This is a genomic window from Butyrivibrio sp. AE2032 (genome assembly GCF_000702965.1).
The window spans coordinates 403,426-429,285 of sequence record NZ_JNLF01000002.1 but is presented as its reverse complement, the minus strand read 5'-3'; the positions used below and the strand labels follow the sequence as shown (position 1 = coordinate 429,285).

At 47.6% G+C, this 25,860-nt stretch carries 23 protein-coding genes and 2 tRNA genes; all 25 read left to right on the top strand.

Annotated features, from left to right (window positions below):
* On the top strand, positions 1–1,777 hold a 1,777-nt coding region (locus BO18_RS01800), incomplete at its 5' end, for a DUF5915 domain-containing protein (RefSeq protein ID WP_034442823.1).
* An 8-nt stretch (positions 1,778–1,785) separates the two neighbouring features.
* A complete protein-coding gene (locus BO18_RS01795; protein ID WP_051688428.1) occupies positions 1,786–2,517 on the top strand; it encodes a site-2 protease family protein in 732 nt (243 codons plus the stop codon).
* Between the two features lie 3 nt (positions 2,518–2,520).
* Positions 2,521–3,279: a segregation and condensation protein A gene (locus BO18_RS01790; protein WP_034442820.1), complete on the top strand. Its 759-nt coding sequence runs from the start codon at positions 2,521–2,523 to the stop codon at positions 3,277–3,279.
* Positions 3,280–3,282: 3 nt separating this feature from the next.
* On the top strand, positions 3,283–3,954 hold the full coding sequence (scpB, locus tag BO18_RS01785) for an SMC-Scp complex subunit ScpB (protein WP_051688427.1): 672 nt from the start codon (positions 3,283–3,285) through the stop codon (positions 3,952–3,954).
* Positions 3,938–4,825, top strand: a complete 888-nt coding sequence (locus BO18_RS01780) for a MurR/RpiR family transcriptional regulator (RefSeq protein ID WP_051688426.1) — start codon at positions 3,938–3,940, stop codon at positions 4,823–4,825. The genes scpB and BO18_RS01780 overlap by 17 nt, the downstream gene beginning before the upstream one ends.
* Positions 4,826–4,838: 13 nt before the next feature.
* The gene (gene cmk / locus BO18_RS01775; RefSeq protein ID WP_034442814.1) at positions 4,839–5,513 is read left to right on the top strand and encodes a (d)CMP kinase; all 675 of its coding nucleotides are present in this window, start codon (positions 4,839–4,841) and stop codon (positions 5,511–5,513) included.
* Positions 5,510–7,549, top strand: coding sequence for a bifunctional 4-hydroxy-3-methylbut-2-enyl diphosphate reductase/30S ribosomal protein S1 (locus tag BO18_RS01770; protein ID WP_034442811.1), 2,040 nt, complete (start codon positions 5,510–5,512; stop codon positions 7,547–7,549). Before cmk ends, BO18_RS01770 begins: the two co-directional genes overlap by 4 nt.
* Positions 7,550–8,096: 547 nt before the next feature.
* Positions 8,097–8,918, top strand: coding sequence for a hypothetical protein (locus tag BO18_RS01765; protein ID WP_034442808.1), 822 nt, complete (start codon positions 8,097–8,099; stop codon positions 8,916–8,918).
* 81 nt (positions 8,919–8,999) lie between these two features.
* Positions 9,000–9,075, top strand: a tRNA-Pro gene (locus tag BO18_RS01760).
* A 28-nt stretch (positions 9,076–9,103) separates the two neighbouring features.
* A tRNA-Pro gene (locus BO18_RS01755) sits at positions 9,104–9,180 on the top strand.
* A 141-nt stretch (positions 9,181–9,321) separates the two neighbouring features.
* The gene (locus tag BO18_RS01750; RefSeq protein WP_034442807.1) at positions 9,322–9,603 is read left to right on the top strand and encodes a type II toxin-antitoxin system RelE/ParE family toxin; all 282 of its coding nucleotides are present in this window, start codon (positions 9,322–9,324) and stop codon (positions 9,601–9,603) included.
* 15 nt (positions 9,604–9,618) lie between these two features.
* A complete protein-coding gene (locus tag BO18_RS01745; RefSeq protein WP_034442804.1) occupies positions 9,619–9,912 on the top strand; it encodes a HigA family addiction module antitoxin in 294 nt (97 codons plus the stop codon).
* A gap of 92 nt (positions 9,913–10,004) precedes the next feature.
* Entirely contained in the window at positions 10,005–10,838 is an 834-nt protein-coding gene (gene thyA, locus BO18_RS01740) for a thymidylate synthase (protein WP_028506871.1), read from the top strand.
* A 19-nt stretch (positions 10,839–10,857) separates the two neighbouring features.
* Positions 10,858–11,571, top strand: coding sequence for a histidine phosphatase family protein (locus BO18_RS01735; RefSeq protein ID WP_034442797.1), 714 nt, complete (start codon positions 10,858–10,860; stop codon positions 11,569–11,571).
* A gap of 5 nt (positions 11,572–11,576) precedes the next feature.
* Entirely contained in the window at positions 11,577–12,068 is a 492-nt protein-coding gene (locus BO18_RS01730) for a dihydrofolate reductase (RefSeq protein WP_034442795.1), read from the top strand.
* Between the two features lie 222 nt (positions 12,069–12,290).
* Positions 12,291–13,100 (top strand): 30S ribosomal protein S2, encoded by an 810-nt coding sequence (rpsB, locus tag BO18_RS01725; RefSeq protein ID WP_034442793.1) that lies wholly within the window; start codon positions 12,291–12,293, stop codon positions 13,098–13,100.
* A 37-nt stretch (positions 13,101–13,137) separates the two neighbouring features.
* Positions 13,138–14,076 (top strand): translation elongation factor Ts, encoded by a 939-nt coding sequence (gene tsf, locus BO18_RS01720; RefSeq protein ID WP_034442791.1) that lies wholly within the window; start codon positions 13,138–13,140, stop codon positions 14,074–14,076.
* Between the two features lie 200 nt (positions 14,077–14,276).
* A complete protein-coding gene (pyrH, locus tag BO18_RS01715; RefSeq protein ID WP_034442789.1) occupies positions 14,277–14,990 on the top strand; it encodes a UMP kinase in 714 nt (237 codons plus the stop codon).
* A 32-nt stretch (positions 14,991–15,022) separates the two neighbouring features.
* Positions 15,023–15,589, top strand: a complete 567-nt coding sequence (gene frr, locus BO18_RS01710; protein ID WP_185752317.1) for a ribosome recycling factor — start codon at positions 15,023–15,025, stop codon at positions 15,587–15,589.
* A 3-nt stretch (positions 15,590–15,592) separates the two neighbouring features.
* Complete coding sequence (locus BO18_RS01705; protein WP_034442785.1) at positions 15,593–16,360, top strand: isoprenyl transferase; 768 nt, start codon at positions 15,593–15,595, stop codon at positions 16,358–16,360.
* Between the two features lies 1 nt (position 16,361).
* Positions 16,362–17,228, top strand: coding sequence for a phosphatidate cytidylyltransferase (locus BO18_RS32280; protein ID WP_051688425.1), 867 nt, complete (start codon positions 16,362–16,364; stop codon positions 17,226–17,228).
* Positions 17,229–17,272: 44 nt separating this feature from the next.
* Complete coding sequence (locus BO18_RS01695; RefSeq protein WP_034442781.1) at positions 17,273–18,457, top strand: 1-deoxy-D-xylulose-5-phosphate reductoisomerase; 1,185 nt, start codon at positions 17,273–17,275, stop codon at positions 18,455–18,457.
* Positions 18,454–19,800, top strand: coding sequence for an RIP metalloprotease RseP (rseP, locus tag BO18_RS01690; RefSeq protein ID WP_034442779.1), 1,347 nt, complete (start codon positions 18,454–18,456; stop codon positions 19,798–19,800). Before BO18_RS01695 ends, rseP begins: the two co-directional genes overlap by 4 nt.
* Before the next feature lie 22 nt (positions 19,801–19,822).
* On the top strand, positions 19,823–20,884 hold the full coding sequence (gene ispG / locus BO18_RS01685; protein ID WP_034442776.1) for a flavodoxin-dependent (E)-4-hydroxy-3-methylbut-2-enyl-diphosphate synthase: 1,062 nt from the start codon (positions 19,823–19,825) through the stop codon (positions 20,882–20,884).
* Positions 20,856–25,859, top strand: a complete 5,004-nt coding sequence (locus BO18_RS32275) for a PolC-type DNA polymerase III (protein ID WP_051688424.1) — start codon at positions 20,856–20,858, stop codon at positions 25,857–25,859. Before ispG ends, BO18_RS32275 begins: the two co-directional genes overlap by 29 nt.
* Position 25,860 lies beyond the last annotated feature (1 nt).

Below are 25,860 nucleotides of genomic sequence, written 5' to 3'. Positions count from 1 at the left end.
CCGTGAGCGTTACTGGGGTACACCTCTTCCGGTATGGGAGTGCGAGTGCGGCCACAGACACTGCATCGGTTCCATCGAGGAACTCAAGTCCATGTCTGACGATTGTCCGGATGACATCGAACTTCACAAGCCTTATGTTGATAACGTTCACATCAAGTGCCCCGAGTGCGGCGGCCAGATGAAGAGAGTTACTGAGGTTATCGACTGCTGGTTCGACTCCGGTTCAATGCCTTTTGCCCAGTATCACTATCCTTTCGAGAACAAGGAATTCTTCGATACACACTATCCCTGCCAGTTCATTTCTGAGGGTATCGACCAGACAAGAGGATGGTTCTATTCACTCATTGCCATCTCCACGGTTCTATTCGGAAGAGCTCCTTTCGAGAACTGTATCGTAATGGGTATCGTTCAGGATAAGGACGGTATCAAGATGAGTAAGCATTTAGGCAACGTTGTAGATCCCTGGGATGTTCTCGATTCACAGGGCGCTGACGCTGCAAGATGGTATTTCTACACGGCTAACCAGCCCTGGCTTCCTTCAAGATTCTCCAAGGAAGCTGTTAACGACGGCATCAAGAAGTTCATCGGTACATTCTGGAATACATATGCATTCTATGTAATGTATGCTGACATCGATAATTTCGATCCTACAAAGCACACTCTCGATAAGGCTACTTTGGGCGCTATGGACAGATGGGTACTTTCCCGTCTTAATACGCTCATCAAGGTCGTTAACGAGAAGATGGACAATTACGACATCGCCCAGTCCGCAAGACTCATTCAGGACTTCACTGAAGAGCTCTCCAACTGGTACGTAAGACGCTGCCGTGACAGATACTGGGGTGCTGACGAGACACAGGACAAGGTCAATGCATATATGACTCTCTATACTGTTCTCGACAACCTCACAAGACTCTGCGCTCCTTTCGTTCCTTTCATGACTGAAGAGATCTATCAGAACATCGTATGTTCAGTAGATAAGGAAGCTCCCATCTCAGTTCACCTCGCTAAGTACCCGGTAGCTGATGAGAGCTTGATAGACAGCAAGCTCGAAGAAGAGATGGAACTCGTACAGCAGATCGTAACATTAGGCCACAGCTGCCGTGAGTCCGCATCCATCAAGAACCGTCAGCCTCTGTCTGAGATCTACGTTGTTTCCGAGATCGGTCTTGACGACGAATACAAGCCGATCGTTCTTGACGAGCTCAACATCAGAAAGATGGAAGTATTGAGCGACGCTTCGTCTCTCGTTGATTACAGCTTCAAGCCGCAGCTCAGGACTTGCGGAAGAAAGTTCGGTAAGAACTTAAACGATGCCAAGGATGTCATCGCTGCTCTTCCGGGCAAGGAGACGTATGAGGCTCTTAAGAATAACGGTTCCGTTAAGCTTACTGTAAACGGCGAAGAATATGAGATGACGGAAGAGGATTTCCTCATCGAGACGACACAGCCCGAAGGTTTCTCCACACAGAGCGCAGGAGGTCTGACGGTATCCATCTCCACAGTTCTTACTGAGGAGCTTATCGAAGACGGTCTCGTAAGAGAGATGATCTCCAAGATCCAGACTCACCGTAAGGAGACTGAAGGTCTTACCGTTACCGACCGTATCGTTCTCAAGTACGACGGCAATGACAAGCTCGCGGCTGTCATCGAGAAGAAGAAGGATTATCTTGCTTCCGAAGTACTTGCCGTAGAGATCTCAAACGGTACCGGCGACAATTCCAAGGAGTGGAACGTCAACGGCGAGAAGATCACATTCTCCATAGTAAAAGTTTGAGGTAATCTATGATAATCGACCTGTTCAGACAAGGATTAAGCCCGCAGCAGATAATCTATTATCTGATAATCTTTCTGTTTGCGCTCACGCTCTCATTCTCGGTCCACGAGTTCATGCATGCCGCTGTGGCTGTATGGCTCGGAGACGAGACACCGAGAAACATGGGAAGACTGACGCTTAATCCTATAGCCCACGTCGATCCGGTCGGCACCATACTCTTGCTGGTCGCAGGATTCGGCTGGGGTAAGCCCGTAATGTATAACCCTAACAGGTTAAGCAGGTTCAAGAGCCACCGTGCGATGAACATAATGGTCCATCTTGCGGGTGTTACGGGCAATTTCATACTTGCGCTGATCTCGAACATCCTGTTCATCCTTTTCAGCAGCCTGGCTCTGAAGTTTACCGGCGCGCAGATCGCGCTGAACACCGTCGCTGAGGCATTCAACTACACTTATGCTTTCTCGATGATGCTCCTCGCATTCAACCTTCTGCCGATCCCGCCTCTCGACGGATTCCACGTCCTTGAGGAGCTTCTTCCTTATAAGGTCAGAAGCACGGAGGGATACAGAAAGTTCCAGCGTTTCTCGCCGATGATCATTTGGATAGTTTTTATTGCAGGTACTTTTACCAATATCTCGATCCTCGGCTATGCGGTCAATATCATTGAGACGCCCTTTGCCTGGCTGATCAATATCATCTGCATGCCGTTCTATCTTCTTTTCCAGTTCATGGGATTGTGATCTATGCGTGAGCAGGCGGTGAAACCGGAGATCAAACTGAGACAATTCGAAGGTCCGCTGGACCTTCTGTTGCATCTTATCGAAAAGAACGATGTCGACATCTACGATATCCCGATAAGCACGATCACCGCCCAGTACATGCAGTATATCGAGTCCATGAAGGAATTCGACATGGAGATCGCATCTGACTTTCTCGTAATGGGCGCGACGCTCGTATCGATCAAGTCAAGAATGATGCTTCCCGGCATGCAGGCTGCTTTGAATCCGGGTGACGATTCCGTGGATCCGAGGGAAGAACTCGTTATCTCGCTCATGAGATACAAGAGATGCCGCGTTTTCGCGCAGGATCTCAAAGAGAGAAGGGAAAAGTTCGACGGCGCGAGATTCCGTTATGCTTCTACCGCAAAGCAGCTGGGTATCACTATAGCTCCTGTTGAACAGGCTTTCTCAGTTGAAGAATTCAACGATGCTGTCGATCTCATAAACGAACGCAACGAACAGCGTTTTACGGATATATCCGCAAAGATCACGCACATCCTTCAGAGGGATAAGCGTTCCGTAAAAGAGAGGATCAAGTCCATCTGGCGCAGCATCACCGGCAAGGGCAAGATCCTTTTCAGCAGTCTTTTCGGCAAGAAGACCGATAAGATGGACAAGGTCGTAAGTTTCCTCGCCATCCTGGAACTCGTAAGAGACAACAAGATAAATGTTGAACAGGAAAGGAACTTCGGCGATATCTCGATCGAGGAGAAGAAGGTCTGATATATGGAAGATGATTTTAAGATAACTTCGCAGGAACTTCCTGCAGCCATAGAGTCGATACTGTTCGTATCGGGCGATCCGGTCTCGGTCGATAAGATGGCCGATATTCTTAATTGCTCCAAGAATGCCGTAAACGAGGCGCTCAAGGCGCTGATCGACCGCTATGCCGGAAACCCGTGGGGCGGACTCGAGATCAGAAAGACCGAAGATTCATATGCAATAATGACGAGACCTTCGCAGAAGAAGATACTCGACAGGATGTTCGGACCGAGGCAGTCACCGCCGCTTTCGCAGGCATCCTATGAGACTCTGGCCGTAATCGCTTACAACCAGCCTTGTACGAGAGCTCAGGTCGAGCTCGTCAGGGGCGTTTCATCCGATTCCATCATCTCAAGGCTCCTCGACAGGGGCTGGATCGAGGAAGCGGGAAACCTTGATGCGCCCGGAAGGCCGTCACTTTTCAAGACATCGAGAAAGTTCCTCACCGAATTCGGCATCGAGTCGGTAAGAGATCTCCCGCCTTTGGAACTCATGAGTTATCAGACTATTAGAGATATGGAAGATTCGCTCAAGGAAGCTGCAGGCGGCGAGGATAAGCAGATATCGATCGAGAGCCTGATGGCTCCCAAGAAGGAAGATGACGAGGAAGGTGAGAACGATGACGGGGACGCTTGAACTTATCGAGAGAGAAGTCTCGAAGATGAGCAAAGGCCATAAGGCGATAGGAAACTTCATCCTGGAGTCTTATGACAAAGCCGCATACATGACCGCCGCAAAGCTCGGAGAGGAAGTCGGCGTATCGGAATCAACAGTCGTAAGATTCACGACGGAACTTGGTTTTGCCGGATATCCCGAATTCCAGAAGGCCCTGCAGGAGGACTTAAAGTCCAAACTCACTTCTGTACAGAGACTGGGGCTTACCGAGAAGTTCGAGAGCGACAGCGAGGCTCTGAGATCGGTCGTCACCCAGGATATCGCGAACTTAAGGGATTCTCTTAATTCGATAGACGAAAAGGAATTCGACAATGCGGTCCAGTCTATTTTGGGCGCGCGTAAGATATATATTATGGGCATCAGGGCGTCGGCGCCTTTATCCGAGTTCATGCACTTCTACATGACGCTCCTGTTCGATGACGTCGTGCTCGTAAGGAGTACCTGCACGAATGAGCTTTTCGAGCAGATAATGCCTATCGGGGAAGGCGATGTCATGATCGGCATCTCGTTCCCGAGGTATTCGGCGAGGACCATCAACTCGATGGGATATGCAAAGAAAAAGGGCGCCACGATCATCGCCATTACCGACAAGGACGACACTGCCATGACCGAATATGCCGACATCAAGCTTTTCGCTAAGTCTTCGATGGCTTCATTCGTGGATTCGCTCACGGCACCGCTGTCTTTGATAAACGCATTGCTCGTGTCATTGGGCATGCACAGGAAAGAACACATCCAGTCCTCTCTGGAATCTCTTGAGACATTGTGGTCACAGTACCGCGTATACGATCAGGGCAGGGACAGGAAGACTGACGACGGAGATATATTATAAAGGAGAAATAATTATGGGAATCTATCAGATTGCTATCGACGGACCTTCAGGATCGGGCAAGAGCACGCTCGCAAAAGGCATCGCCAAGGAATTGGGCATCATGTACCTTGATACCGGCGCCATGTACCGCACATGCGCAGTCGCTTCCATCAGAAAGGGTGTTGATCCCAAGGATGCCGAAGCTGTAAAGAAGATGATGGATGAAGTGAAGATCGAAGTAAAGTTCGTAGATGGAGTCCAGCACATGATACTTGACGGTGAGGATGTGACAGGTGATCTGAGGACACCACAGACATCGATCGCCGCTTCCGATATCTCCGCTCTTCCTTTCGTAAGGACTGCCATGGTATCCCTTCAGAGGGAGATAGCAAAGAACCAGACATTCGTCCTCGACGGCAGAGACATTGCGTCTGTCGTCCTTCCGGATGCGAAATACAAATTCTTCGTAGTCTGTGCTCCTGAAGTAAGAGCCGAGAGAAGACTTGCTGAGCTTCAGGCTGCCGGAGACAATTCCCAGACTTTCGAAGAAGTATTAAGGGATATTAATTACAGGGACGAGCAGGATTCCAAGAGAGCCGCTTCGCCTCTCATCCAGGTACCCGAGGCTGTCGTCATAGATACAGGCAAATACGATATCGAAGGAACAAGAGCTTTCCTTCTGTCACATCTGGACGAAGAAGATAAATGAACGTAACAGTCGCCAAGTCTTCAGGTTTCTGCTTCGGCGTAAAGAACGCCGTATCGGCCGCGCAGGAAGCGGTCGGTAATGTTGCTGACGGCAAAAGACTCGTCATGCTCGGTGAGATCGTCCACAACAGATATGTCGTCGATGAACTGGTAAAAGGCGGATTTGAGATCTGTGAGACTGCTTCCGACTGTCCTGAAGGTTCCGTGGTTATAGTCAGGGCACACGGAGTTACGCCTTCCGAGATAGGGATCCTGCAGTCGAAAAACTGTGAGATCCGCGACATGACATGTCCCTTCGTATCGAAGATCCATAAGATCGTAAGGGAGAATGCGCTCAAAGGAATGAATATAATAATAGCAGGCACCAAGGGTCACCCCGAAGTGACGGGCATTCTTGGCGAAGCGGAAGGCACGGGCGTGAAATGCGCTGTAATAAAGGATCCTGAGGATCTTGAGACGCTGGATTTTCCCTTGTCAGGAGCGATCCTGATATCCCAAACGACGTTCTCAAGTGCCGCGTTTAAAAAAATCTGCGATATAGTTAAAAATAAAATTGAAAAATACAATGTTTTTGATACAATATGTATTACGACTGAAAGTAGGCAAAAGGAAGCCGCTTCGCTCTCTGAGATTTCAGATTCGATGATAGTCATCGGTTCTGCTCACAGTTCGAACACCACTAAGCTTTTGGAAATCTGCAAAGGTCGTTGTGCAAGAACATTCCTCGTGAATTCAGGCACTGAAGTGAGAAGTCTCATCTCGGAAGGGAAGATACTTCCTGCGGATAAAGTCGGGATCACGGCGGGTGCATCTACACCGGAAGCTATTATTTTGGAGGTTGTTCAACAAATGAACGAAGAAGAGAAGATCACTAATCAGGGCTTTGACACAGAGTTTGCCAATGCTGTCGATTCAATTGCGCAGGTAAGAAGAGGTGCCGTTGTAAAGGGTACGATCACATCTGCAGATGACGACTATGTATACGTAGACGTACACGACAAGTCCGAAGGAAGAATTTCACGTAAGGAGTTTGATTCGGATCCTGAGTTCGATCTTGACAAGGCAATTGCCGAGCACGTTGAAGTCACCGTTAAGGTCAGAAGCATCAAGAATTCCGATCAGGGCAAGGAGATCATCCTTTCTAAGAATGATGTAGAGTCCGAGAAGGGCAGAGCCGAGATCGAGGAAGCTTACAAGAACAAGACTCCTATCGAAGTTAAGATCACACGCACTGTTAAGGACGGCGTTATCGGTACTTACAAGGGCGTTGATATCTATATCCACAGAACACAGATCAAGACCGGCGACGTTAAGGACCTCGAGTCTTATGTAGGTCAGGTTCTTGAGATCCAGGTTACAAAGTTCGACACAGAGAAGGGCCGTCTCAGGATCTCCGGCAGCCACAGGATCATCGTATCCGAAGAGCGCCGCAAGAAGTCTGCTGAGATCTGGGACAACATCGAGGAAGGCAAGCACTATACAGGTGTTGTAAGAAGCCTCGTTGATTTCGGTGCTTTCATCGACATCGGCGGTGTTGACGGACTCGTTCACGTTTCCGAGCTCTCATGGAGCCGCAACGCTAAGCCTGCTGACGTTCTCAAGGTCGGCCAGGAGATCGACGTTTACGTTAAGTCTTTCGACAAAGAGACAAAGAAGATCTCTTTGGGCTACAAGAAGCTCGAGGATGATCCTTACTATGCAATCGAAGAGAGAATGCCTGTTGGCTGCGTTGTACAGGGGACAGTCGTACGTCTCACAAAGTTCGGTGCTTTCGTACAGCTCGAGCCCGACCTCGACGCTCTCTGCCACGTATCTCAGATCTCTTCCAGAAGACTTGAGAAGCCTGAGGATGCACTCACGGTTGGTCAGGTTGTTCAGGCTAAGGTCATCAAGATCGAACCCGATGCAAGAAGGATCTCCATCTCCATCAAGGAAGTTAATCCCATTGATCCCGAGATCGACGAGCCTGTTGCTGAAGATACAGCTGCAGAAGACGTTCCCGCTGAGGAAGCTGCTGAGTCCGGCGACGAAGCATAAGTTTTTATCAAAACTTGATTTCAAGAGCTGTCACTTGTTGTGGCAGCTCTTTTATTTGTGTGGTTTTTTATGTTATTGTAGGTTTGGCTGGTAAGCGAATCAGTATAAGGTTAAGCATGATGCCCTTTATGCGCATTTATTTTTTTGTATGCAAATCAGTACCAAAATGAGCTTGTATTGGCACCGTATTCGATAAAGTACGTGATCTGGTACCAAAAGTGCCGTGAAACGGTACTGTTTTGCGCCCGTAAATATTCAATAAAGTACGTGAGCTGGTACCAAAACTACCTTGAAACGGTACTGGTTTGCGTAAATATTCGATAAAGTACGTGATCTGGTACCAAAACTACCTTGAAACGGTACTGTTTTACGTACTACTGAACTCTTTCGCATTTTGATGACTTTGCAGAAGTTCCGAATTGCTTATATGTAAGTGAATTCTACCAGTCTTTATCTCATTCATGAACTGTTTTTACTTTGTCGGTTTTGTCGGATTTTGTATGATTTTGTCGAGAAAAACGGCTGTGATTCATTTTATAATGCATATATGGATTTGTCAGGATCATATGTACCAAGAGAGTACCTTTCTCTGAAGATAAATTATTGCCGGCAACAGCTTTCTGTATTGCCGGTGGTTAAGCTGCAAAGAAAAAATAAGGAAGATGACAGTATCCTTAGAGTCTGTGTGGGTGCTCACAAATATAGCACTAATTCTGACGATGGCAGAAAATACTTATCTTTGATGCATCAGCGTGAAAGTGTTGAGCAGGAACTTCAATTATATAGGGCTATATGGTCATGCTATTTCAAAGGTGAGCCTTCTTCTGATTGTGTTCCAATAACAGCTAACCGGACTATCTGGGTAGATACGAATAAGCCTGTATTTTTGAATAAAACATATTTTGACAGCTTGAAGAATGATGCCAATACCAAGTATCCGAAGCCAAAGATCTATAAATTCAACGGAATATTCTACCGTTCTGCTGCAGAACGCGAAATAGCGGTGTTCTATACAGAAATGGGGATACCATTCAAGTATGAACCTGAAGTAATGATAAAAGGTTTGGTCAGACCTATCTATCCTGATTTTGTTGCCTATTTCAAAGAAATCGATAACTGCAAGTTCCATGAACACTTTGGAATGAGTGATTATGCGGATTATCTTAAAAGCGGGAAGATTAAATTCAGTAACTTTGCCGATGCCGGTTTGCTTCAGGATCTAGACTTGCTGTTTACTCACAGTAATGATGATTCTCTATTTGATCCCAGGCATCTGTGTGCAAAACTGAACTCTGCTATATACGGAACCATTTGTTTATGCAAGACTGATATCCAATCTATTAAGCCTTTTCAAGCTGATGCCGGCTGATTTTTAAATAACCTTCAATTTGAACTTGCATATTTTAATCTGTTGTAATAATATTATTAGGCTTGTTAGAGGAAACCTCATCGGGGTGTGGCTCAGGTGGTAGAGTGCCTGCTTCGGGAGCAGGAGGCCGTGGGTTCAAGTCCCGCCACTCCGACCAATTTTTTCTTTAACACCAGCGTGATCATCGGGGTGTAGCTCAGGTGGCTAGAGTGCTTGCTTAGGGAGCAAGAGGTCGTGGGTTCAAGTCCCGTCACTCCGACCATTACCAAAAAGATAACCTTCGTACTCAGTGCGGAGGTTATTTTTTTCTCTGAATGACATTGATCATCATGTTGGGATAGAAAATCGATTGGTTTCAAAATATCTGCTTGACGTATATACGCGTTGCAGATACACTGTATTTATGATTAAGAGCTTTGCTGATAAAGAAACAGAAAAGATATTTAATCAGGAGTTTTCAAAAAAGCTGCCTCATTCTATTCAAGGGGTTGCCTTGCGAAAACTTATTATGATGAATAATGCTGAAGTTATTGAAGATTTAAGAGTTCCTCCTGCTAATCGATTGGAACAGTTAAAAGGGGACAGAAAAGGACAATATAGCATTCGCATCAACGATCAATATAGGATTTGTTTTAGATTTATTGATCATAACTGTTATGAAGTTGAGATAGTTGATTATCATTAAGGAGACATGATAACTATGGATAATAAGATAAAGACACCGACAATAGGACAGATCCTCAAAGAAGAATTCTTGGATCCTCTTGATATTACTGCATACAGATTGGCCAAGGATATCGGAGTCCCGTCTTCCAGAGTTTTGGAGATACTGCATGACAGACGAAAGATTACACCAGATACTTCATTGAGGCTGGCTAAGTATTTTGGTTTATCAGACAAGTATTTCCTGAATCTTCAAAACGATATAGATATTAGGATTTTGAAGGAAAGCCAAAAAGAGGAATTCGATAAGATAATTCCTTATTCTGCTTAATCTTAAACTTAGATTTTATTGAAACCATGCACGGCTGTTGCATGGTTTTTATATGCTATAATCGAACCATTCCAGAAAAGGCGGTGGATTCCATGAGTCGTGCAGATGATATTTTCGATGAGAACATTAGAACCATACTTAATTCAGGCTATTCAACCATTAACGATAAGGTAAGGCCGCACTGGGCTGACGACGGAGCTCCTGCATACACTTATAAGGCTTTTGCTATCGTTAACCGCTATAATCTTGCAGAGGAATTTCCGATGTTCACACAGCGCTGGATCAATTTCAAGGCTGCAGTGGATGAACTTCTCTGGATATGGCAGAAGAAGTCTAATAACGTAAACGATCTTAATTCCCACATCTGGGATGCATGGGCTGATGAGACGGGCTCTATCGGCAAGGCTTACGGCTATCAGCTGGGTGTTAAGCATAAGTATAAGGAAGGCGAGTTCGACCAGGTAGACCGCGTTCTTTACGACCTTAAGAACAATCCGTCTTCAAGGCGCATCATGACAAATATCTACGTTCATCAGGACCTTTCCGAGATGCACCTTTATCCCTGCGCTTATTCGATGACTTTTAACGTCACAGGCAACAAACTCAATGCGATCCTCAATCAGAGGAGTAACGACATGCTCGTCGCAAACGCGTGGAACGTTTGCCAGTATGCTGTTCTTGTTCATCTAATGGCAAGATGCTCAGGTCTTGAGGTCGGCGAGTTTGTTCACGTTATCGCTGACGCACATATTTATGACAGACATGTCGATATCGTAAAAGAGCTTATAGAGATGCCTAAGTATCCCGCGCCCAAGCTCGTTCTCGATGAAGGCATAACTGATTTCTATCAGTTCACGACAGATAACATCAGGCTCGAAGGCTATGAGGCTGGTCCAAAGATCAAGGGTATACCGGTAGCAGTCTGATAAGAACGGAAAAAACTGAATGAAGCTTATATTTATAAGGCACGGGGATCCCGATTATGAGAAGGATTCCTTAACGGAGAAGGGCTGGCGCGAGGCAGAGATCCTGGCAAAGCGCGTGGCCACATGGGACATCAAGCAGATTTACTGTTCGCCTTTGGGCAGAGCCAAGGATACATGCTCCGTATCGCTTAAAGAGACGGGAAGAGAAGCCATAACCTGTGACTGGCTTAAAGAGTTCTATTACAGGATATGGGACGAGAAGGAAGGCGAGTGGACCATTGCGTGGGATTTTTATCCCAGAGACTTTAACCACCGTGACGATTTCCATGATAAGGATCAGTGGTATGAGACAGAGATCATGAAGTCCGGAAACATCAAAGAGCACGCACAGGAAGTCTATGCAGGCTTTGATGCCCTTCTCGAAAAGCACGGCTATAAGAGAAACGACAGAGGTTTCTACGATGTGATCGAGCATAATGATGACAATATCGTATTCTTCTGTCACTTCGGCGTTACTGCGCTTCTTATGGGTCATCTGATAGGCGTTGCCGCTCCTTCGATCTGGCAGGGCATGATGATGGCTCCGACATCGATCACGGTAATGGGTTCGGAAGAAAGGATCCCGGGCGAAGCAAGCTTCAGAGTCCAGACTTTCGCTGATTCAAGACATCTTCTGGAGGCGGGCGAACCGATCTCGCAGTCAGGATATTTTACTAAAATATTTGAGGGGTGATAACTATGATAGCTATCTCGGCAGTTGATAAGAATTGGGCGATCGGAAATCAGGGACATCTCCTGATATCTCTGCCTGAAGACCAGAAAGGCGTATTCAGGAAGTATACATCCGGACATACCGTGGTATACGGCAGAAAGACCCTTGAGACATTCCCCGGCCAGAGACTTCTGCCCAACAGGGTAAATGTCATCATGTCCAGGAGCTTCGACTATGAGAAGGAAGGCGCTATGGTGCTCCATTCGGTATCCGAGCTCGAGGATTTCCTGGCGCTCACTTCAGACGAAGTGTATCTGATTGGCGGTGCTTCGCTTTACAACTCCCTTATCGAACTCTGCGATAAGGCGATAATCACATGCATCCGTTCAGAGTTTGAGGCTGACTGCTGGTTCCCGAACCTTGATGAGGATCCCTCTTGGGAGCTCGAAGAGGAAGAAGAACCCGTCATGAGCGAGAAGGGCGTTGAATTCACCGTAAGGCATTATAAGAGAAAATAAATTATTTAATTTCTTGAGTGTTCAGATACGAAAAATGCAATGCTAACAGCACTCACGAGTTATTTTCGAAGAAAATGCTGTTCGAAGTGAGGATGTTATTGCATTGCATTTACCTTTTTGTTAGAATACTCGAGCATAAAAATCACGCATACATTCCGACTGTGGCCAATTTGAGCTGAATATTACCTGATGTATGCGGAAGAAAACAGGAGGAAAAATTTTATGCCAGTTATTTTAATGAAGCAGCTTCTTGAAGCAGGCGTACACTTCGGTCACCAGACACGTCGTTGGAACCCTAAGATGTCCGAGTACATCTTCACGGAGCGTAACTCAATCCACATCATCGATTTGCAGAAGACAGTCAAGAAGGTCGACGAGGCCTATGACGCTATGCGCGAGCTCGCTGAGAAGGGTGATATCCTTTTCGTTGGTACAAAGAAGCAGGCTCAGGATTCCATCAAGGAAGAAGCTCAGCGTTGCGGACAGTTCTATGTTAACTATCGTTGGCTCGGCGGTACTCTCACAAACTTCGTAACTATCAAGAAGAGAGTAGCAAGACTTGAAGAACTCAGAAGGATGGAAGCTGACGGTTCTTTCGATCTCAGAACAAAGAAGGAAGTTGCTAAGCTCAAGCTCGAGATGACAAAGCTCGATCAGAACCTCGGCGGTATCGTCGGCATGGTTAAGCTCCCTGCAGCACTCTTCATCGTTGATACAAAGAAAGAGCACAATGCAGTTGCAGAAGCAAAGAGACTCGGTATCCCGATCATTGCTATCGTTGATACAAACTGCGATCCTGATGAAGTTGACTATGTAATCCCGGGTAACGACGATGCTATCCGTGCAGTCAAGCTCATCACAGCTAAGATGGCTGATGCAGTTATCGAAGCTCACCAGGGTGAGGATGCTACATCTGAGGGTATGGATCTTGATTCCGCAGAAGCACAGGCTGCTACAGCTGAAGTTGCTGAAGAGCAGGCTGCTGAGGATGCAGGCGAGAAGTCCATCGAAGAGATCGCTTCCGAGTCTTGATAAATTTCTAAACTAAAAATCGTAAAGGAGAACATATATGGCAATTACAGCACAACAGGTTAAAGAACTTCGTGATCTTACAGATTGCGGCATTATGGACTGCAAGAAGGCTCTTACAGAGTGCGACGGTGATATCGAGAAGGCTAAGGCTTGGCTCCGTGAAAAGGGTATGGCTAAGGCTGAGAAGAAGTCCGCCAGAATCGCTGCAGAGGGTGCTGTTGTAGCTAAGATCGCTGATGACAAGAAGTCCGGCGTTTTAGTTGAGATCAACATCGAGACAGACTTTGCTGCTAATACAGATAAGTTCAAGGCTTTCGCTGAGACAATCGCTACACATATCCTCACAAAGAAGCCTGCTGATATCGAAGAACTCATGGCTCAGAATCTTTACAATGATGATTCTAAGACAATCGAGATCTATCAGAAGGAGACAATCGCTGATATCGGTGAGAATACATCGATCAGAAGATTTGTTATCTATGAGGTAGAGGGCAACGGCGCTGTTGCTTCTTACATCCACATGGGCGGTAAGGTAGGCGTTTTCGTTGAAGTTACAACAGATGACGATTCCGTAATCACAAAGCCTGAGTTTGCTGATTTCGCAAAGAACATCGGCATGCAGGTTGCTTCCATGAGACCTAACTGGGTTTCCGAAGAGGAAGTTCCCCAGGAAGAACTCGACAAGGAAGTTGAGATCATCAAGAACAAGGCTCTCGAAGAGGGCAAGCCTGAGAAGATCGTTATGGAGCGTATCGTTCCCGGACAGATCAAGAACTTCTACAAGCTCAACTGCCTCGTTGATCAGGAGTTCTTCAGAGATGACGATCTCACGATCTCCCAGTACATCGATCAGTCCATCAAGGCTATCGGCGCTAATGTTTCCGTAGTCCGTTTCACAAGATTCGGTCTTGGCGAAGGCATCGAGAAGAAGGTTGACGATTTCGCTGAGGAAGTTAGAAAGCAGGCCGGACTCTAATAAGTTCTGACTGATATTTCAGTAAGTATCAACAGGGCTGTCTTTGAGTGAGTAATCACTTTGAAGGCAGCCCTTTAGTTTTTCCGCCGGAATTCTTAATAACCTCTAATCTGCCGAGCCTTTGTATATTTATTCTTTTAATATGCAGATATTATTGATAAAATCTATTGAAAGAAATTTTCGCGGAGGAAAAAACCTTTATGGGTGATACAAAGTATAAGCGTATTCTTTTGAAGATATCCGGTGAGGCTTTGGCAGGAGATGCCAAGATGGGTATCAACGACGAAGTTCTTAAAGAAATCTCAGCAAGCATCAAAGCAGTTTCTGATCTCGGTGTTCAGGTTGCCGTAGTCGTTGGCGGCGGTAACTTCTGGAGAGGAAGATCTTCTGAGAAGATGGACAGAGTTACTGCAGACCACATGGGAATGCTTGCAACTCTTATGAACTCTCTTGCTCTTTCTGACGCTTTGGAGCAGATGGGTGCAGTTACGAGAGTCTTGTCTGCGATCGAAGTAAGACAGATGGCAGAGCCTTATATCAGAAAGAGAGCTGTAAGACACTTGGAAAAGGGTCGTATCGTAATTTTCGCATGCGGAACAGGTAACCCTTATTTCTCAACAGATTCAGGTGCTGCTTTAAGAGCAACCGAGATCGGTGCTGATGTATTGCTTAAGGCTACAATGGTTGACGGCGTATATGACAAGGATCCTAAGAAGCACCCTGATGCTGTCAAGTACGAGAAGGTTACTTACGATGAAGTCCTTAAGAATGACCTCAAGGTAATGGATGCCACAGCTGCAGCTCACTGCCGTGATAACCATACCAAGATGCTTGTTTTCTCTATGGAAGATCCCGAAAACATCGTCAGGATCGTAAAGGGCGAAAACCTCGGAACACTCGTTGTAAAAGAATAAATTAAAATATTGAGGAGGCTACAATTATGGCAATGATCGAGATCACAAAGAAAGATTACGATGACATCGAAGCAAAAATGCAGAAGTGCATCGATAACCTTCAGGAGAACCTCAACACGATCCGTGCAGGCCGTGCCAATCCGCATGTCCTGGACAAGATCACCGTTGATTACTACGGTGCGCCGTCTCCTCTTAATGCTGTAGCGAACATCCAGGTTCCCGAAGCCAGGATGATCACGCTCACACCTTGGGATCCCAAGATGCTCAGAGAGATCGAGCATGCCATCCAGGCTTCAGATCTCGGCATCAATCCTACAAACGACGGTAAGATGATCAGACTCGTTTTCCCTATGCTCACAGAGGAAAGACGTAAGGATCTCGTTAAGCAGGTTAAGGTCTACGGCGACGAGACAAAGGTCGTTATCCGTAACGTACGCCGTGACTCCATCGACAAGATGCGTGCAGCCAACAAGAAGAAGGAACTCACCGACGATTCCCTCAAGGAATTCGAAGAGAAGATCCAGAAGATCACCGATAAGTTCACCGCAGAGGTCGACAAGGTCTGCGAGGCTAAAGACAAGGAACTTATGGAAATCTGATAAATGGCCATACTCGGTAATAAACAGGAAAAGACTTATGATACGGGAGACCTTAAGGTCCCCGTATCTTTGGGTGTGATAATGGACGGCAACGGAAGGTGGGCCACAAAAAGACACCTTCCCAGAAGCGCCGGACACAGGGCGGGTGCGGAGAACCTAAAAGAGCTTTGCCGCAACTGCGGAAGATACGGAGTTAAGTATCTGACGGTCTATGCGTTCTCCACCGAGAACTGGTCGAGACCTGAAGGTGAGGTCGACCAGCTCATGAAGCTTTTCGTTGAGTTCTTTGACCGTTATGATCCCGAGCTCGCCGAAGAAGGCATCAGGGTAAGGTTCACCGGAGATATAGAAGCGCTTCCCGAGAAGATCAGGGAAGTCTGCAGGACAGGCGAGGAGAGATCCAAGGACCGTCCGAAGATGCAGCTCATCGTTGCGTTCAATTACGGCGGAAGAAGAGAGATCGTATCGAGCTGCCGTAAGATAGCTGAGCAGGTAAAGGCCGGAACGGTCGACCCCGCAGACATCACCGAGCAGATGATCGCCGACAATCTTTATCTTCCAGACGTACCCGATCCTGAGCTCATAATCAGACCGTCGGGAGAACAGAGGATATCGAATTTCCTTTTGTGGGAATGCGCATATTCCGAATTCTGGGTATCAGACGTCCTGTGGCCTGACTTCGGGTATGAGGAACTCACCCAGGCTTTCAGGGATTATGCATTGAGGGACAGACGTTTCGGCGGCCTGTCAAAGAAGGAAAGCAAGAAATAAATTGAGACAGAGGATCATTACAGGCATTATATTTACGGTCTTGGTGCTGTCATTTTTCTTGCCGGCGTATTTTTGGCCTGTAACTGCCGTTGTAATGTCCGTGATTATCGGCGTTTGTGTGTGCATCGAGATGTACAGAGCCCTTAAGCACGGCGGATACAGACCTTCAAGGTCGCTCCTTTGCATCGGCATGGGACTTGCCACACTCGTGATGGTATGCGGACTCGTATTTAACCTCAAGGTCGAGAATACGATGGCGCTCTATCTCATTATCGTATGCATGTATTCCGTCTCCTGCGGCATAAACCTTCCCCTTGTAAGACCGAATGACGACAAGTCATTCCTGAACGGCATGTTCACGGGCGGTATGGTCTTTTATATTTCATTCCCGCTTTTCTGTCTGGACTGTGCCATGCTGTTCCTGCCACACGGATGGTTCTATATGGTGATCGGTCTTTTCGCTCCCTGGGCAACAGATACTTTTGCTTACTTTACGGGTGTTGCTTTCGGCAAGCATAAGATAGTTCCTCACATATCACCAAAAAAGACGTGGGAGGGCTGCATCGGCGGATCGATCTTCTGCGCGGTTGCAGTCACTGTCTATTCATGTCTTGTAATTTATAAGGTCGACAATATCGAGATGGGGATGGTCCGGTACGGGATAATAATGTTCCTTTTGGGGATCCTGATCTCGGTAATGTCACAGCTCGGCGACTGGTTCTGCTCTGTCATCAAGAGAAGGACCGGCATTAAGGATTTCAGTAATATCTTCCCGGGACACGGCGGAATGCTCGACAGGTTCGACAGTGCTTTCTTTACGCTGCCGACGGCATTGCTCCTTGCATTGATCGCAAATAACCTGTTCTGACGGGAAATCACTTCAACGGAAATCATCACATTAGGAGAGTTAATATGCGCAGATTATCTATATTGGGTTCAACGGGGTCGATAGGAAAACAGACCCTTGAAGTCGTAAGGAACGCGCCTGAGGACTTTATGGTCGAAGCGCTTACCTGCAACAGCGATGCGGATACCCTTTATAGCCAGGTTATCGAGTTCAGACCGAAGGTCTGCTGTGTCGTTGACGAAAAGAAGGCGGCAGAGCTTTCCTCCAGACTTAAGAATGAAGGAATCGATACAGAAGTCCTTTCCGGCAGGGAAGGCAATATCACCGCGGCAACTCTTGATTCCTGCGATACGCTGGTCGGCGCCATCGTAGGTTTTGCAGGCTTAGAGCCCGTATATCACGCCGTGCTGAGCGGCAAGGATATCGCACTTGCAAATAAAGAGACACTGGTCGCGGGCGGAGACATCATAATGCCGCTTATCAGGGAGAAAGGCGTAAAGATGCTCCCCATAGACAGCGAGCATTCGGCGATCTGGCAGTGCCTGAAAGGTGAGAAGAGAGATGATCTAGACAGGATCATGATCACAGCATCAGGCGGACCTTTCAGAGGAATGACAAGAGACAAGCTCGAGAACGTTACCCGTGAGAACGCTCTTCAGCATCCCACATGGAACATGGGCGGAAAGATCACCATCGATTCCTCGACCATGATGAACAAGGGACTTGAGATAATCGAGGCGCATCACCTTTTCGGCATATCGGTTGACAATATCGATGTCGTCATTCATCCGCAGAGCGTCATACATTCGATGATAAAGATGAAGGACGGTTCAGTCCTGGCTCAGATGGGAAGACCTTCGATGATACTTCCCATTGAAGTTGCACTTTATTATCCCGAGAGGGGAACCGCGATAGTCGAAGAATTCGATCCTTTCGATGCGGCTCTGTCGAATCTTACTTTCGAACGCTGCGACACTGATGTCTTCAGGCTGGTCGGACTCGCATATGAGGCCGGACGCAGGGGAGGACTTGTTCCGACAGTCATGAATGCAGCCAACGAGTCTGCAGTCAGGGCTTTCCTTGCCGGCAGGATAGGTTTCCTCGACATCGAGAGGACCGTTTTTGAGACCGTCGAAAAGATGGATGCGGTTATTGGAAACACCGAACTTACGATTGATTCTGTTGAGCAGGCCGATACGGATGCCAGAGCATATGCCGATGAGCTGATAGACGGGAAGAGCTGCTCATGAATATAGTCCGCAGTATCATCTTCGTTGTCCTTATGCTCGGAGTGCTCGCCACTCTGCATGAACTCGGTCATTTCTGGGTAGCAAAACTCCTTAAGATAAAAGTCTATGAAGTGTCGATATTTGTCGGCCCCAAGCTCCTTAAATGGAGACATAAGGACGTAGACTTCACGATAAGGCTCATCCCCATAGGAGCTTATGTCCGTTTCAACCAGATAGATGAGGAAGGATATGTCGTTGAGAGCGACGATCCGGAACTCCTGGTTAATCAGCCGAGATTCAAAAGACTCATGGTCTCGCTTGCGGGTCCCATAATGAACCTGATACTCGGTATCTCCATATTCTGCGGCATCTTCTGCGTAACGGGATTTGTCAGCACTGATATCGGCAAGCCCATTGAAGGCGCTCAGACGGGTGTCGTCTCTGCTCAGTACGCGGCTGGAGACACGATAAAGGCCGTAAACGGTCACAAGGTATATTCCGCCTACGATCTTTACTACGAGTTTGACGCAGACGATCCGGCTTCCGTAATGACGCTGACGCTCAAGTCAAAAGAGAACGGCTCGACATACGATCTGACACTTACTCCTGTCATCAGGACAAGACCCATGCTGCTTATCACGGTTGAATCGATGTCCACCGAGAATGAGCATAAAGGATGGCTCGTCCATTCCGTAGAGGAAGAGCAGAATAACGGCAACCCCGTGCTAAAGGAAGGCGACTATGTCACGCATATCAACGGCGTTTCCGTTGCCGAGGACGGTTTTGACGAATATCTCTACAGCCTGACGGACGAGGTCCTTACCATAACATATGTAAGAGACGGTAGATCCGAAGATGTCGAGCTCGCACCGAAATATGTCGAATACGCCACATCGAGAGGCATCTCGCTTATCCCTTATTACGTAAATTCTCCCGCAAGATTTTTCGCTGCGTTAGCATATGCGGCCAAAATGCCGGCTTCGATCGGGAATATTACCTTGAGAGGCATCAAAGATATTATCGCCGGAAAGGTAAAAGCATATAATTTGGTATCGGGTCCCATTGGTATTACCACCATGGTCAACGATGTCGTCAGCGAAGAGAAGGACACTGTAGGCGAGAAGATCTATATGCTCATAATGCTGAGCGCTATTATCTCCATCGCACTGGCATTTTCAAATCTTCTTCCCATCCCGGGTCTTGACGGCATACAGATCATCCTGGTAGTCGTCGAGATGGTCATCGGAAGGAAACTGTCCGAGAAAGCCGAAGGCAGGCTCACCGTGGTCGGATTCGTCCTGATCATACTGCTCCTGTTATTCGCATTTGTTTCGGATATACTGAGGATCATTTTCGGTTACTGACCGTAGTTTTAGGAGAACAATTATGACGAAGAAAGTCTTGATCGGCAATGTTGAAGTAGGCGGCGGGTCTTCTGTTAAGATCCAGTCGATGAACAATACTGACACCAGAGATGCGAAGGCTACTCTTGCCCAGATCAGAGAGCTTGCCGATCACGGCTGTGATATCACGAGAGTCGCCATTCCCGATATGGAGGCGGCTGAAGCTCTGAAGATTATCACTTCGGAATCTCCGATCCCCGTTGTTGCGGACATCCATTTCGACTACAGACTGGCACTCGCGGCTGCCGGGAACGGTGCTGCGAAGATCAGGATCAATCCCGGTAATATCGGCGGTCCCGAGAAAGTAAAGGCAGTTGCGGATAAATGTAAGGAACGGGGCATCCCGATCCGCGTCGGAGTCAATTCCGGCTCCATATCCCGCGAGATCCTTGCAAAGTACGGAGAGGTCAATGCTGATGCCATGACCGAGAGTGCTTTGGGTGCGGTAAAGCTTTTGGAAGATCAGGATTTTGACGATATCGTAATATCGATCAAGTCCTCGTCACCCAGACTTACCATCGACACCTACAGGATCCTTGCGAGAACATGCGACTATCCTCTTCATGTCGGCGTTACCGAAGCCGGTACGGTGCGTGAAGGAGCGATCAAGTCGGCGGTCGGAATCGGCGCTCTTCTTGCAGAAGGTATAGGAGACACCATAAGGGTGTCACTTACCGGCAATCCCGTGGACGAAGTGATCACAGCTAAACAGATCCTTAAAGCATTGGATCTCAGAGACGGCGGAATAACTTTTATATCCTGTCCCACTTGCGGAAGGACACAGGTCCCTCTCATAGAACTCGCGGGGCAGATCGAAGCCAAAGTAACCAATCTCCCTTATAACCTTAAGGTTGCCGTAATGGGTTGTGTAGTCAACGGTCCCGGAGAAGCAAGAGAATGCGATATCGGCATCGCAGGCGGGAAGGATGAATTCGTCCTGTTCGAGAAGGGCGAGCCGGTAAGGAAGATCCCGGCATCCACAGCGGTCGAAGAATTTGTAAGGGAAGTGATCAGAGTTGGAGAAGAAAAGAGTAAAGCTACTTGAGCTTTTTAATGTAGATCAGGAGAAGTATAAGGACCTTTGTGATCTTTTTGTCGTAAAGGTAGACATCTATAAGGCAAAATCCGCGATCAACCTGATAATCGAAGGTGCGGATTCACTGACTTCAAATAACAGTCTCGTCGTATTCGTCGAAGAGCTCGAGCGTGATTTCGGTACAAAGGTAAACCTGACCTTTGCAGGACTGGATTATGTTAATCTCCCTGATATCTGCGAGTTTGTAAATAATCTTGTCTGCTATTACATTGAACGCGACAATACCGGCGGAGTAGCAGATACTGTCGGGTTCATAAGCATTCAGACCGACATCGATTATGACAAGGGCGACATCCTTGCATATCTTACGCATGTCAATATCCCGTCCGGCCTTGAGATGATGCTCAACGACATTGACAGAGAGCAGCTCACGGCTGCAGTAAAGGGCGCAATGGCCATATGTCTCGGCAGCGATATCGGCGGAACCGTAGAGATCACTTCCGTAGAACCTGAATATGCCGGAAATGATATGTCTCCGGAAGATATCGTCAGGCTTGCTATTGACGAGGGCAGGCTCGAGACTTTCGAAGAATACGTTTCCGAAGATAAGAAGAGCAAGAGAAAAAAGAAGAATGACAAGGATTCTTCTGATGAAAAGGATACAGAGGCCGGCAAGGATTCCTGGGCTTTTAAGGCCCAGCAGATGAGAAAGGAAGCCCGTCAGGAGGACAAGCAGTCTTTCTACAGGAGACAGGAGAATGCCGAGAACCAGCTCTTCGGCCGCGTTAAAAAAGATGCGGTATTCATGAACATCGCCGATCTGACGATTGGAGATGTCGACGTAAACATCGCCGGCGATATCACTTTCACTGATGATTTCAAGCTTGCAAAGTCAGGCAAGACCGTCATCATAAAGTTTAACTGTCTCGATGCTACAGACGGTATATCCTGCGTTGCATTCCTTAAGCCCGAGGAAGCCGATCAGTTCCAGAAGGAATACGGCAAGGGCGGGTTTATCGGTATCCAGGGCAACTGTGAAAATGATTCATATAGCGGCGACAAAGGCATAAAGGTTTCCGGTTTCTTCAAGGCTGAGCGTCCGCCTAAGAGAAAGGACAAGGCCGAGAGGAAGAGAGTCGAACTGCACGTTCACACCAAGATGAGCGAGAGCGACGCGACGACGGATCCTGCCGATCTCATAAAGCTTGCGGCTTCATTTGGCCACAGTGCCTGCGCTGTCACCGATCACGGCGTCGTACAGGCTTTCCCGCATGTCTTTGAAAAAGCAAAGGAGATCAACAAATCACGCAAGGACAGCGGAGAAGAGCCCATCAAGTGCATACTCGGATGCGAGGGCTATCTTGTTGAAGACGGTCCGACCGTTTTTTACAATCTTCCTTACGATGTCAAGAATGACAAGATCAAGCCTTCTGATGTCGATGATGACGCTTCACTGAATTTCATTCAGAAGCCGAAAGCTGTAGGTTCATTTGTTTCCATCGTAATTAAGCGGAATGGTGACGATGCCCTTAAGGACACGTTTACCACTGTATGCGCATCCAAGTTTAGACTTAAGGGATACAAGGCCGTTAAGCCTGAAGAAGAGGGCGAATCCGATCAGGATGCAATGGAGTTCGCATCTCACGATATCGATAAGTCGCTTTGGGCTCCCGAAGAGATACCGGACAGCCTGAGCGATGAGAACATTGCCGTCAAGCCCAGAGATCCACATGCACTTCTCGGTAAGGCCGTAAATGTCGATCTCGACATTACCGGTGAATATGCAGACGGTGAAGACGAGGTCATTCCCGAGAAACTGATCTTTGAGCATGTTGCCGATTTCCATGCCGAATTCGACGACGTCATCTATCCGGGTTCCGGTGAGCCCTGCGATTCTTATTTCGCAATGGGAGAGCTACTGGAATTCATCGGTGATTCCTATGTTACAGGTCCGGATATCTTTACCACGCTTGCATTTCTCAGAAGAGCCGGCTACGGGATCAACATCGAAGATCACGTCTACTACAGACATAAGTTCCTCATGCCTGCAACATCTGATGAAGATATTCTGGAGACATTCTATAAGGGCGAATTTAAGAGTGTTGATGAAGCATTGGGAAGCAAGGGTGCTGATTTCACATATGAGCCTCAGGGCGGAGAGTTTGACGATATGTTCTCCGCATGCTACAAGTCGGCATCTCTGCTAGTATCCTGCCTTAAGGATGCAGGCTCTGTTGATGCGCTTAAGATCAATTATTCCGTCGGTCACTATACGCCCGAACGGATAAAATCGACAAAGAAGATAGGCGAGATGCCGGAATCGCCTATGTATCACATTATCTATCTTGCGCGTTCGAATATGGGTCTTTATAACCTTTACCGCATCGTATCCGAATCGCAGATCCACTATTATTCCAGAAGACCGAGGACTCCCAAGAGCCTTCTGAAGTATTTCAAGTCCGGCATCATCGTAGGCGGTGCCTGCGAAAGAGGCGAGATCTACCGCTATGTGATCTCTTCATATAAGAAACTCGGCAAGGACAGGAATGCGACAAGGGAATTCCTTAAGACAGACACAGAGTTCCAAAAGATACTGAATCTCTACGATTATGTGGAGATCCAGCCGCTCTGCAACAACATGTTCATTACAAGACAGGATCCTGCCAAATCTGACACCGGTCCGGTCGCGATGAACGAAGCTGACATTCAGGTCATCAATGAACTTCTGGTCGAGACGGCTGACGATCACGGCATGATGTGCTGTGCCACTACAGACTCCCATTTCCTTAATAAGGAAGACGGTATCTACAGAAAATACCTTCTCATGAGCATGGGATTCGACGATGCTGAGATGCAGAGCGATCTGTATTTCAGGACTACTGATGAGATGCTCGCCGAGTTCTCGTATCTCGGTAAGGAAAAAGCCGAAGAAGTCGTCATCGACAATACGAATAAGGTAGCCGATCTTATCGAGTTCGGCATCAAGCCTTTCCCTGACGGATCTTATCCTCCGCAGATCGCGAGGGCAGCTGCCGACGTAAGAGACATTGCTTATACAAGAGCTAACAGGATGTACCGCCATAACGGCGTTCTTAACGAAGTCGTTAAGGCGAGACTCGACAGAGAGCTTGAATCCATAATCGGTAACGGTTATGCGATCATGTACTACATCGCATACAGACTCGTTAAGAAATCCAATAATGACGGATACGTAGTAGGTTCGAGAGGATCGGTAGGTTCTTCATTTGCCGCCACCATGTGCGGTATCTCTGAAGTTAATCCGCTGCCTCCGCATTACAGATGTCCTAAGTGTAATTATGCCGAGTTCGATAACACGGGCGTATACGGATCAGGTTACGATCTGCCCCCGAAGAATTGTCCGGAGTGCGGCGAGAAGCTCATTCCGGACGGACAGGATATTCCTTTCGAGACATTCCTCGGATTCAAGGGTGATAAGCAGCCTGATATCGACCTTAACTTCTCGGGCGAATACCAGCCGAGAGCTCATGCATATGTCGGCGTGCTCTTCGGCGGAACGCACACGTTCAAGGCGGGTACGATCGGAGCTTATCAGGACAAGAATGCTTACGGCATCTGCCGCAAGATACTTGATGAGCGCGGAGAGAAGTACACCCAGGCGCATCTTGCATACATGTCCAGAGACATCATCGGCGTAAAGAGGACCACATCTCAACACCCCGGCGGAATCGTCGTTATCGCGAAGGAAATGGACATTTACGAGTTTACTCCGATCCAGTTTCCGGCAAACAAGACAGACTGCGGCATCATAACGACGCACTTCGACTTCCGTGCGATGCATGACACTATCCTCAAGCTCGACATCCTGGGTCATGCCGATCCTACGGTGTTGAGAATGTTAAGTGACATCACGGGAGTAACCATAACCGACATACCGATCCCTGATGAGAAGGTTATGAGCCTTCTTGTAGGTACGGATGCCCTGGGATTCCCGATAGAGGCTACCGATGCAGGATCAGCCACCTTGGGACTTTCGGAGCTCGGCACTAACATGGCAAGAGGCATGATCAAGGAAACAAAGCCGACAAGGTTCTACGATCTTGTACAGCTCATGGGTCTCTCGCATGGTACCGACGTATGGACCGGCAATGCCCAGGATCTTATCAGGAACGGTATATGTGACCTTAATTCGGTAATCGGATGCCGTGACTCCATCATGACAAGCCTGATCTACTGGGGTCTTCCGAATAAAGATGCCTTCGATATCATGGAAGGTGTACGTAAGGGTAAAGTAGCCGCAGGAAAGATCGCTAAATGGCCTGAGTATGTACAGGAGATGAAAGACTGCGGAGTTCCTGACTGGTATATCGAATCCTGCCAGAAGATCAAGTACATGTTCCCGAAGGCACATGCTGCAGCGTATGCGATATCGACATTGAGAGTAGCCTGGTTTAAGGTCTACTATCCTGAGGAATACTATTGTTCATTCTTTACCAACAGAGGTGAAGGTCTGTTCGATGCCGAGCAGATGTGTAACGGCCCGGAGAGGGTAAAGAAGAGACGTATAGAACTTGCCGATGAGATGCATGAGAAGGGTGATCCCAATACCAAGCTCAAATACTATTTCTACGAGCTTATCGAGGAGATGTATGCGAGAGGCATAACCTTTGCGCCCATTACTCTCGAGGATTCACTCGGCACGAAGTTCGCGAAGGCCGGTCCCAAGAAGATCAGACCTCCGTTCTGTGCCATCAGCAGCGTATCGCCCGCCAACGGTGAAGCGATCGAGAAGGCTAGAAAAGACGGTCCGTTCAAGAACCGTGACGAGTTCATGAGAAGGACAGGCGTCGGACAGTCCGTAACGCAGAAACTCCTGGATTACGGCGGCATACTTGATGATCTGCCCGAAAGTGCTCAGATCGATCTCTTTGACCTGCTCGGCGGCAACGACGGCAATAAAGACGATGGAAATAACGGCGGCAACGGCGGCGGTTTCGGAGGGTAAT